Consider the following 10,616-nt stretch of genomic DNA (forward strand, 5'->3'; position numbering starts at 1 on the left):
ACAGGAATCTTTTTTTATGCAAAAAGGGTTATAATACTAAGATGTTTCAGTATAATAGATGACAGATTCAATGACTTAAATTAGAGGAGTTTATTATAATGAAATTAAACCGACGGTTCATCAAATGGGGCTTGGCTACAAACGTTATGCTTTCAGCTTTTATAACCGTACCTAGCTTTGCCCAAGACGTACCGACCTTCGATAGTCTAATTGAACAAGCCGTGAATGCTAGTGACGATGCGGTTAATACGGTTGGCTACATAGATCAGGGGCAATCAGAATTTCAAGTTTTTACAAAAGAGGGTATAGATGAGTCAAAGCCAATACATGCTTATGAAGTCGGCTCGATCACTAAAACTTTTACCGGTACTTTAGTTGCTCGCGCGGTTGAAGAGGGTTTATTAAACATCGACGACTCAATCAGTGAGTATTTAAACCTACCGGAAGATACTGACTACCCGACCATCCGACAATTACTGACTCATACATCCGGATACCCTACTTTCTTTGAAAATGAAATCATCATTGATAATTTAACGCAAGGTGCCAATCCTTATCAAGATGTGAGTCGTGAGATAATGCTGAATGAAATTGCTGAAAATTCACACAAAGAAGGCGAGCAACCTTACCAATATTCAAATTTTAATGCCGGAGTATTAGGCCTTGTTTTAGAAAGTATTTACGGTGAGAGTTATGCTGTGTTATTGGAAAATTATATTAAAGAAGACTTGCAACTAGGTACTACCCATTTATTTGAGGAAGAAACCCCATTAGGAAATAACTGGTGCTGGTCAAAAGAAACGGATGCCTATGTCCCAGCAGGTGCTTTAATATCAAACATCGAGGACATGTTAAGTTACTTGGACTTGCAACTTTCAGAAGCGAATGCTGAAATTCAAGCGTCTCATGATCCGCTCAGTGAAGTGAATGCCACTTCAGGTGATAATGGGGAATTAGGAATTCGAATTGATGCCGTTGCTTATCAATGGATGCTCAATCAAGAGGAGGATATTATTTGGCATGACGGAGGAACCGGTGGTTACACCTCTTACATTGGCTTTAATAAAGCGGAAGGTGTTGGTGTTGTCGTTCTATCCAATGTTGCGATGGATCAAGGAATTCCGTCAAATTTACTCGGAAGTTTGTTACTGATGAAGAAGTTAGAAGCTTTATAACACAAATTAAAAACCGCCTTGTGGTCTAGCCTCAAGGCGGTTATTTCTATATTTATTTATTAATAACTGTGAATCGTTGTTTATGATACTTAGGTGCTTCAACCTCATCTATAATTGCTTTCGCAAGCGTACTGTAAGTTGTGATTGATTCGCCATTATCATTTTGTAAGATATGGTCGATTCCTGACGTGTAATTTGTTTGCTCACCTTCAATAAGTTGAGCCCCTGGAGATACACCAACCCATTTTACATCGTTTACATCACGTAAGAAGTTTAACTCTTGAAGTTGCGCTTCTGGAACATCAATAAAGGGAGATGAATTTGGATCTTGACGAATCGTTTCAACAAACAACTCATCCTTCTCATCCAATAAACTGCCAGCACCTAAAATAAAGAACAGACGTGTAGACGTTTTGTCACGGAATAAGTGAATTAATTTTGTAGCTAAATCGACGTGTAAATAAGCAGTTTGAGGAGCGGTTCCAAAGGCATTTACAATAACATCAAAGCCTTGTAAATCATCACGAGTCAAATCAAAAGCATCTTTCACAATTGTATTCGCATCCGAGCCTAAAAGCTCCTCCGCTTTTTCTGCGTTTCTAACTACGTCAGTTACTTCGTGGTCACGTCCTGTTGCTTCTTTAAATAACTCAGTTCCAGCTTTACCTGTTGCACCAATAATTGCTATTTTCATTTAGATCTCCGCTTTACAATATATTATAGTTTGAAAATACATCCAAATGCAATTAATAGGATTAACCATCGTTAAGTAGTATAGTAAGGTAATAAAGAAGGAGTGATGACAATGCCATGGAATATGCAAGATTACCCAGACTCATTGAAAAACTTTGAACCCTTATTACGAAAAAAAATCATAGACATCGCAAATGCCCTCGAAGAGAGTGGCTATGAAGATGATCGTGCCATCCCGATTGCAATAAATGAAGGAAAAGAATGGTACAACAATGCAAGTCAAAGTGAACGCGACGACTTTGACAAAGAAGCGAATCCTCAAAAAGGCGATAATCACGATACAAGCAGTGCGAATCCTGACTTAATAGATAATGATGTTGAAGTCTTTTATGAAGAAGAGCAGTGGAAAGTGAAGACAGTCGACGCTGAAAGAGCTAGTGATAGTTTTGATATTAAAGCAGACGCAATAGAGCGGGCAAAAGAGATCGCAGAGAATCGTGATGCAAAAGTGATTAGCTATACGAAAGACGGAAAGAAACAAGATTAACAAAAAAAGGATTGAAGCCAATTGTTGGCCGTAATCCTTTTTACTTACAAAACTTTATTTACTTTCACCAAAGTTAAACCAACGTTTAGCTGTGCCAACACCCGCTTTACGAACAGCATTGCCAACGGTTTTAACGACCACTTTACTATTGTCTTTAATAATTGATCCCATAAATTTCATTGACTGCAATGAAGCAGAGCGACGAATATTATGTTTGTCGGTAGGGCGAATATGTCCGAGGAAATCTTGGGTAATAATACCAACACGCATAGTCAGGAATGAGTTTACTGCACCTTCCATTAATGAACTCACAACCAGATTAGCGATGGGGACCATACCAGGGATGGCTGAGGCAATACTTTCACCAACGATGGTTGTAATCAGTGGTTCTAATTGATACTCAATTAAATCTGCATCTTCAATGGTGCGCGCCATTAACACAACACTCGCCACTTGCATATATAACTTGGCTAAGCTAGCAAGGGACGGGCGTGTTTCATAAATTCGCGCAATTTGCCAAACCATTCTCAGTAATGAGAATAGAACAACGAGGCTGTCTAGGGAACCATTTTGTGAAATCGCCGTACTTAGGAAAATCGCATTTGCATTTTGCTTGATAAGAGGCATCGATAATTCATCTAATTCTTTAAAATACAACTCTACTTGTTCTTGTTTCGGCAATTCCTCATCGACTTCAAGATTGACCAGACGAGGATTTTTCTTTAATAAATCGAGCGTCTTGTCAATGTACTCCTCATACTCTTCTTCCGTCGCATCATCTTCCAATTCCAATACTTTCGGACTTTTCAGTAATTGTTTTGTCATCGAATAGATGAAATATAGAATACCAATTCCAATGACACTCAATACAATAATTGCGAGTATCGGATGAAGTAAGGCTAGAAATTGATAAAGTAATATAAATTGATTAATAACGAATACGATGAATAGTAAACCTAATACAGTGGCAAGCCCCATTAGGACGCGCTTAATATCTTTCCACCAATCTGTCATAAGATCAGTCCTTTCATAGTTATCACAATTATTTTACAGTAAATATACCATAAAACTATCAGCCTAGAGACTTATATTTGAAATGTTTAGGGATAAAATGTGTCCCTGAGAAAATTTCAGAGAACCAAAGCGGCAAAAAGGATCCCTGAGAAAATGTCAGAGCACCAAAGTATCCTTGAGAAAATCTCAAGGCACTAAAACTACGAAAAGGTTCCCTGAAAAAATCTCAGAGCACCAAAGCATCTTTGAGAAAATGTCAAAGCATCAAAACGGCGAAAAGGATCCCTGAAAAAATGTCAGGGCACTAAAGCATCCTTGAGAAAATGTCAGGGACACGAAACGCCGAAATATGACCCTGAGAAAATCTCAAGGACACGCCACCCCAACCACACCACAAAAAAACAGCACTTATTTTTCAATAAGCACTGCTTGTGTAAAAAATATTAAATTATTCAGCAGATTCTTCTTCAGACTCAGAACTATCCTCATCTGCGTCTTCTGCATCATCCTCATCCTCATCTTCATCTTCTTCACCATCTAAGCTAAACGCTGGCGCAAGGTGTTTTTCAGCACCTAATTCATCTAGGAATTCTAATACTTCTGGAGAAGCAAAAGCGGCTTGAAGTGCTTTTGTAGCTTCAGTATCAAGATTTCCTTCACGAATAACTAGTTGAATTGCATACGTATTGTCATCTTCGTCTTCTAAGATTAATGCGTCATCAGTTGTTAAATCAATGCTTGCGATGTAAGTAGGGTAGTTGAATACTAATTCAATCCCATCTTCATAAGCACCTGTTAAATTTAATAAGTCAATGTGAGTGAATTCTAAGTTATGAGGATTCTCTTCAATATCTTCAACAGTTGGGAATAAACCAGCCTCATCATTTAAAGAAATTAAATCATGATCTTCTAAAATTAATAATGCACGACCTTCATTTGTAATATCGGAAGGAATTGCCACTTCAGCACCATCTTCAATTTGGTCAATTGAATCGTAAACCGATGAGTAGAAACCAACCACTGCATTATAAACCGGTTGGATTGCAACTAAGTCACCATCGCGCTCTTCGTTAAAGATTTCAGCGAATGGCTCGTGTTGAGCAAAGTTTGCGTAGACTTCATCATTTAATAAAGCTTCGTTATATTGAATGTTGTCAGAAACCTCAACTAATTCGATTGAATATGGTTCTGCAATAACTTCACTAGCGATTTCAACGACATCAGTCATTGGAGGTAAGTGAGAAGCAACTTTTAATACATTTTCCTCTTCTTGAGCTGACACATTCGCGGCTGCTGGAGCAAAGCCTCCAACTAATAATGCTAACGCACTAACTAATAAACCTTTTTTAAACATTTACATTCTCCTTTAAATTTAATATGCTTTCTAGCGTTTATCTAATTTCTTAGCTAATTTTAAACCTAACCATTGAATAATCTGTACAAAAATGATGATCACTACGATTGCCGTGTACATAATATCAGTCTCGTAGCGCTGATAACCGTATCGGATCGCAAAGTCGCCGATTCCACCTCCTCCAACAACACCCATAATCGTTGAGTAAGAGATAAAACTAACAAAGGCGGTCGTAAAACCGATAATGAGTGAGCTTCTCGACTCGACAAATAAAAATTTGGTTACGAGCTGTTTTGTAGAAGCTCCCATAGCGTCAGCTACTTCGATGACACCTTTTGGAATCTCTAATAACGACTGCTCGACAAAGCGAGCATAAAGTGCGATAGCAATTAACATCATTGGAAAGGACGCTGCGATGGGATCGCCAGTTGCTCGACCATACAAGGCGCGAATAGCGGGTTGCATTGCAACGACAAGTAGTAGGAACGGGAACGAACGAACAATATTCACGAAAATATTACAAATCTGATAAATCCAGCGGTTCTCACTTGGCTTCCCAGGGGCAGTTAAATAAAGCAAGGTTCCCAAAGGAATACCAATAAAGATAGCAGCCACTGATGCCAAGCTCAGCATAATACCCGATTCTTGCAAACTCTCAATCAGTCTCGGTGCGAACTCAATCACCCGATCTAAATATATTTGAATTGACTCAATCATCTGTTAGCACCTCCAACACTCGGTCGTGATAACTTTTAGCTTCTGGCACATAATCAGATTCTTTAATATCCAACACATCAACCAATTTTCCATGCTCTAAGATAGCCGTGCGGTGACACATCGCTTTTATCACATCAAGTTCATGGGTCACAATCACAATGGTCATATTGAATTTAGCGTGCGCACGTTTTAATACCGACACAATCTCATCCGTCATCTTCGCATCTAAAGCAGACGTTGGCTCATCACATAATAATATTTTCGGACGCGTCACTAAAGCACGCGCGATACCAACCCGTTGTTTTTGACCACCCGATAATTGGCTAGGGTAGTGATCCTTTTTATCACTGAGTCCTACAAAACTTAGAACTTCATCCACCGACAAAGGGTCATCGTAAGGATGTATTTCAAGGGCTAAGTGTACATTTTCAGCGACGGTCTTATTATTTAATAGATTAAATTGCTGGAAAATCATACCAATATCTTTACGGAAATATTGAAGTTCTCCTTTACTTAAAGACATCACCTCAACATTATCGACCAAAACTTGTCCACTATCTGGGCGTTCTAAAGCATTAATAAAACGAACAAGCGTTGATTTACCTGCACCACTTTCTCCGACCACACCAAAAACTTCTTGGTCTTTAATGCTTAAACTTATATTGTCTACTGCGAGAAACGAGCCAGATTTTCCTTCAAATCGCTTCGTTGTATTCACGAGTTCAATCAAAAATTATCCACCACCTTTGATTCTTGTAATTGTTTTCATTGTAACAGATTTATGTTTAAAATGAAACAGAATAAATCCCTATTATCGGGGAATATATTGTGAAAATGTTCTCTATCCTAAAACAGACGACCGAAACTGTTTATTCACTGTCATTTGTCAATAATCTCGGTGCGAAATAATCCATCCCGATGGCTCCAAAGGGCGCTGTAATTAAGATTGACAAGACTGCGAGAGTTAACATCAATTCTCCACCAGCCATTCCGTTTGCTAAAGGCACACTCCCAATAGCAGCTTGAACCGTTGCTTTAGGTAAATAACTCATGAGTACAAATCTCTTCTCTTTCTTATTAAAAGGCGTATTAAGCAAACAAAGTCTCACACCAATAAATATTCGACACAGAGAGAGAAGAATGATAAAGAGTATCGGTAAGAATCCATAAGACAAAGCATTTTCCGGATTGACACTCACACCGACTAAAAAGAATAGATAAATCTCAGCGACAAACCAAACTTGGTTAAAAGAACCTGATAAGTCATTAGATAACTTTTCAGATTGAGTCCGAATCATAATATTCATTGAGATGACCGCAAGAATTCCAGAAAATAGACCTGTAAAAACTGTTTCCAAACGCATCAATACCATCCCACTTGCTAAGAGGATCATAACTTGAAACACACGCTTTAATTGAATGTATGCAAATAAGAAGTTTAATAAATAACCTAGGACTGCCCCGCCAAAAATTCCTGCAATAATTGAAACAGGCACTTGCATAAATGTCCAAGCTGAGACAGAACCTCCTAAAGCAATCGTTAAAAAGGCTGAAAATAAAACTAAAACAAAGACATCATCTAAAGAAGCACCCGCTAATATCATTTGCGGCACTTGCTTTTTCGTACCCCGATGCGTTTGAATTAAATCTACCATGCGTGGGACGACTACCGCTGGAGAGACCGCTGCTAATATTGCACCAATCAATAAAGATTGGATTAAAGAAAAGCTAAAAAACAAAGGTCCAAAGATCATCGAAGTCATAATCTCAACGGTTGCCGGCACAAAACACATCATGATAGCTGGGCGACCCACCTCTAACAGTCGCTTAATATCCAATGACAAACCTGCGCGAGTTAAGATAACAATCAACGCGACTTGACGAATGTCAGGACTTAATCGTAATAAATCTGAATCAACAAGATTTAAACCAAAAGGGCCTAATAATATTCCGGCTATTAAATAACCTAATAAAGCAGGGAGTTTTAGCTTCTTTAAAGTATACTCCAAGACAACCCCACTCACTAATATCAATGCAACACTTACTAACATTTTATCCCTCCAATAATATAAAAAAGACTTCTACACACTCAAATAAGCATGCAGAAGTCATTAGTCTTTAAGACGGTTTTGCCCGTAGGCAAGGGAGCCCTTCATTCCCAAATATTATATTTATCTAAAGTATACACCTAAATTTAATACGGTCAATACTTTCGATCCAGTAAAATAATATAGCAAGAAGATTAAAAATGAATTAGAGTTATTCTCATTAATATGGTATAATTTTTATAAGTAAAATCAATCGTAATGATTAGAAATCAACTTTAGAAAAGAGGCATTGGTATGAACGAGAAAATAAATTTTGTCATGATTTCACCTCATTTCCCATCGAACTTTGAAACATTCGCAGTTCGTTTAAAGGAAAAAGGCATTAATACCTTAGGTATTGCAGATGAACCTTATGAGAATTTAAGTCAATCGTTGAGAGATAGTTTAACAGAATATTATCGCGTCGATAATATGGATGATTATGATCAAATGTATAGAGCTGTTGCTTACTTTGCGTTTAAATACGGTAAAATCGACCGCATCGAATCGCATAACGAGCACTGGTTAGAACTTGATGCAAAGTTGCGGACAGATTTCAACGTCTTCGGTTATAACAATCGCAATATTCGCTTGATTAAATTTAAATCAACGATGAAAGAAGTCTTTCGTGAACTAAAGATACCTGTAGCTAAAGGCCGTGTCATATCAGACAAAGCCGATGCGAAAAAACTAATTAAAAGTCTAAAGTATCCAGTCATTATTAAACCAGATACTGGTGTTGGTGCAAACGATACGTTTAAAGTCAAAAACGAAAAAGAACTAGATGAATTCTTTAAGGTTAAACAACCAGAGGTGCCTTACATTATGGAAGAATTCATTGATGGACAAATTGTAACCTTTGATGGTTTAACAGACCGGGATGGAAATATCGTCTTCTCATCTACTTTAATCAATGATAAACCTATCTTAGATATTGTTACCCAAGATACAGATATGTATTACCATATTGTACGTGAGATTCCTAAGGATCTTGCTGAATTCGGAGAAAAATGTGTGAAAGCCTTTGAAATAAAAGAGCGTTTCTTCCACTTTGAATTCTTTAGATTAAAAGATGGTTCTTTATATGGATTAGAAGTGAACTGCCGACCACCTGGAGGCGCTACAATTGATATGTTCAACTATGCGAATGATTTTGATATTTTTAAAGAATATGCAAATTTAGTTAAAGATAATCGATTTGAAGCAGAAATTACACGACCATATCATGTGATTTATGTCTCACGAAAAAATCATTTAAATTATAAGTTTACGAATGAAGAAATTAAAGATAAATACAGTAAAGAATTAGTAAACATTGTACAAATTCCAGGTGTTTTTGCTAAAGCAATGGGAGATATAGGATTTATTATGAAGTCGCCATCAGAAAAGAAAATTAATGAAATGCTTAAAACCATCGCTCAAAGACAGGAGGCGTAAACAATGCATTTTGAAGCAAGAAGTCATTATAGTGGGCATTTAGGCCGTGAAATGTATTTTAACCGTTATGGGCATGGCGGTACGCCAGTGATTGTATTCCCATCAAGTGGTGGGAGTAAGGATGAGTATGCTGACTTTAAGATGGTAGAAACTTTAAGTGGTTTCATCGAATCAGGACAAATTCATCTTTATACTGTGAGCAGTATCGATTCAGAATCTTGGAATGACACTGGTAAATCAGCACACGATAAGGCAAAAGCACATAATCAGTATGATAAGTATTTAGTGCATGAGTTCATTCCCTTAGTCCGACATGAATCACAATGGGACGGGAAGATGATTGCGACTGGTTGCAGTATGGGTGGCTTCCACTCAATGCTGTTTGCTTTAAGACATCCGGATATTATTGGACTAACCATCTCACAAAGTGGTGTTTATGATGCGAGATACTTTACCGGCGAATTTGGTAGCGATATTGCTACTTATGAGAATTCTCCGATTGATTTCTTGTGGAATATGTCTGATCCATGGTTCTTAGATCAATACCGACAGAATCAATTCATTGTCTCAGTTGGCCAAGGCGATTGGGAAGGGCCGCACGTCACAGCGACACGTAAATTAGATGAAGTATTCAATGCTAAAGGAATTCCAGGCTGGTTTGATTATTGGGGACATGATGTTGCCCATGATTGGCATGACTGGCGTCAGCAAATATATTACTTCTTTTCAACATTAGAAGATTTAGGAATTGTTTAACAATTCTTTTAAAATTACGTCTCAAGGATGATAACAGAAGGCAGAATTTCGTATATACTTAGTATTGTAAGGAAGTACAAGTTGAAAGGAATTGATTATATATGAAATTTTTAGGTAATTTAATTTGGTTTATCTTTGGAGGCTTTATTAATTTTATCACCTGGGGCTTCATTGGTTTGCTATGGTGTATGACAATTATTGGTATCCCTGTTGGGATTCAATGTTTCAAGATTGCGCGCCTATCTGCTTGGCCAATGGGACGTGAAGTTTACCACAGTAATAGTGGGGGAAGTTTCCTTATGAATATTTTATGGATTATTTTTGGCGGAATTGAAATCGCAGCGATGCATTTATTTAGTGGCTTAATATTATGTGTGACCATTATTGGGATTCCATTTGGCTTACAACAGTTCAAATTAGTGAAACTCGCACTCTTCCCATTTGGTGCAGAAATCCACAATGAACGCCAACAAGTAGTGATGAGAACCGACGTTCCATATTCAAGATAAGTTATGAAGTTGAAGAAGCATGTAAGAATGCTTCTTTTTTTATGAATGAAAATTCATCTGATATACGATTAAATTTTTAGTTAATTTGATTTGTCAAATTAAGCTAGACAAAACTGCTTCATCTAAGTAACTCAAAAATACTTCCAACGGTGTTCGGTAGTGTAAGGATTTCCGTGGAATCGTGTTCCGTTTGTGTGCAATCGATGACACAAAGCTTTGGTCTACTTGATTAAAGTCCATTCCTTTTGGCAGTCCGACTCTGCGTAATAAACCATTGGAATTCTCATTCAAAGCTCGCTGTGAGGGCGTTCCTGGATCGGCAAAATA

General features: G+C 37.6%; 12 protein-coding genes and 1 riboswitch. Of the genes, 5 read left to right on the forward strand and 7 right to left on the reverse strand.

What is annotated here, in order from left to right; translation table 11 throughout:
• The first annotated feature begins 98 nt into the window (after positions 1 to 98).
• Entirely contained in the window at positions 99 to 1,175 is a 1,077-nt protein-coding gene (locus ACFO5Y_RS10190) for a serine hydrolase domain-containing protein (RefSeq protein WP_197104286.1), read from the forward strand.
• Positions 1,176 to 1,227: 52 nt separating this feature from the next.
• Here ACFO5Y_RS10190 and ACFO5Y_RS10195 read toward each other — a convergent pair whose 3' ends face one another.
• Complete coding sequence (locus ACFO5Y_RS10195; protein ID WP_197104285.1) at positions 1,228 to 1,869, reverse strand: NAD(P)-dependent oxidoreductase; 642 nt, start codon at positions 1,867 to 1,869, stop codon at positions 1,228 to 1,230.
• A gap of 111 nt (positions 1,870 to 1,980) precedes the next feature.
• Between ACFO5Y_RS10195 and ACFO5Y_RS10200 the strand changes: the two genes are divergently transcribed.
• Positions 1,981 to 2,415 carry a DUF2188 domain-containing protein gene (locus ACFO5Y_RS10200; protein ID WP_197104284.1) on the forward strand — a complete coding sequence of 145 codons (435 nt, stop codon included), beginning with the start codon at positions 1,981 to 1,983 and terminating at the stop codon, positions 2,413 to 2,415.
• 54 nt (positions 2,416 to 2,469) lie between these two features.
• Here ACFO5Y_RS10200 and ACFO5Y_RS10205 read toward each other — a convergent pair whose 3' ends face one another.
• The 5 genes from ACFO5Y_RS10205 to ACFO5Y_RS10225 all read right to left on the reverse strand — a co-directional run bounded on the left by ACFO5Y_RS10205 (position 2,470) and on the right by ACFO5Y_RS10225 (position 7,551).
• Entirely contained in the window at positions 2,470 to 3,429 is a 960-nt protein-coding gene (locus tag ACFO5Y_RS10205; RefSeq protein ID WP_197104283.1) for a DUF697 domain-containing protein, read from the reverse strand.
• Positions 3,430 to 3,877: 448 nt separating this feature from the next.
• On the reverse strand, positions 3,878 to 4,783 hold the full coding sequence (locus tag ACFO5Y_RS10210) for a MetQ/NlpA family ABC transporter substrate-binding protein (protein ID WP_197104282.1): 906 nt from the start codon (positions 4,781 to 4,783) through the stop codon (positions 3,878 to 3,880).
• A gap of 30 nt (positions 4,784 to 4,813) precedes the next feature.
• On the reverse strand, positions 4,814 to 5,500 hold the full coding sequence (locus ACFO5Y_RS10215) for a methionine ABC transporter permease (RefSeq protein WP_197104281.1): 687 nt from the start codon (positions 5,498 to 5,500) through the stop codon (positions 4,814 to 4,816).
• A complete protein-coding gene (locus tag ACFO5Y_RS10220; protein ID WP_197104280.1) occupies positions 5,493 to 6,230 on the reverse strand; it encodes a methionine ABC transporter ATP-binding protein in 738 nt (245 codons plus the stop codon). The genes ACFO5Y_RS10215 and ACFO5Y_RS10220 overlap by 8 nt, the downstream gene beginning before the upstream one ends.
• A gap of 139 nt (positions 6,231 to 6,369) precedes the next feature.
• Positions 6,370 to 7,551: a cation:proton antiporter gene (locus ACFO5Y_RS10225; protein WP_197104279.1), complete on the reverse strand. Its 1,182-nt coding sequence runs from the start codon at positions 7,549 to 7,551 to the stop codon at positions 6,370 to 6,372.
• A 44-nt stretch (positions 7,552 to 7,595) separates the two neighbouring features.
• A riboswitch (Fluoride riboswitch) is annotated at positions 7,596 to 7,669 on the reverse strand.
• A gap of 173 nt (positions 7,670 to 7,842) precedes the next feature.
• On the opposite strand from ACFO5Y_RS10225, the gene ACFO5Y_RS10230 reads away from it, so the two are divergent.
• From ACFO5Y_RS10230 to ACFO5Y_RS10240, 3 genes are all read left to right on the forward strand, one after another.
• Positions 7,843 to 9,024 carry an ATP-grasp domain-containing protein gene (locus ACFO5Y_RS10230; RefSeq protein ID WP_197104278.1) on the forward strand — a complete coding sequence of 394 codons (1,182 nt, stop codon included), beginning with the start codon at positions 7,843 to 7,845 and terminating at the stop codon, positions 9,022 to 9,024.
• Between the two features lie 3 nt (positions 9,025 to 9,027).
• Entirely contained in the window at positions 9,028 to 9,780 is a 753-nt protein-coding gene (locus ACFO5Y_RS10235; protein ID WP_197104277.1) for an esterase family protein, read from the forward strand.
• Positions 9,781 to 9,881: 101 nt separating this feature from the next.
• Positions 9,882 to 10,289: a YccF domain-containing protein gene (locus ACFO5Y_RS10240; protein ID WP_197104276.1), complete on the forward strand. Its 408-nt coding sequence runs from the start codon at positions 9,882 to 9,884 to the stop codon at positions 10,287 to 10,289.
• A gap of 93 nt (positions 10,290 to 10,382) precedes the next feature.
• Here the strand turns inward: ACFO5Y_RS10240 and ACFO5Y_RS10245 are convergent.
• The coding region (locus ACFO5Y_RS10245) for a transposase (protein WP_380706586.1) at positions 10,383 to 10,616 on the reverse strand (234 nt) is incomplete at its 5' end.

It is taken from the genome of Ruoffia tabacinasalis (assembly GCF_042652985.1).
Classification (GTDB): domain Bacteria; phylum Bacillota; class Bacilli; order Lactobacillales; family Aerococcaceae; genus Ruoffia; species Ruoffia tabacinasalis.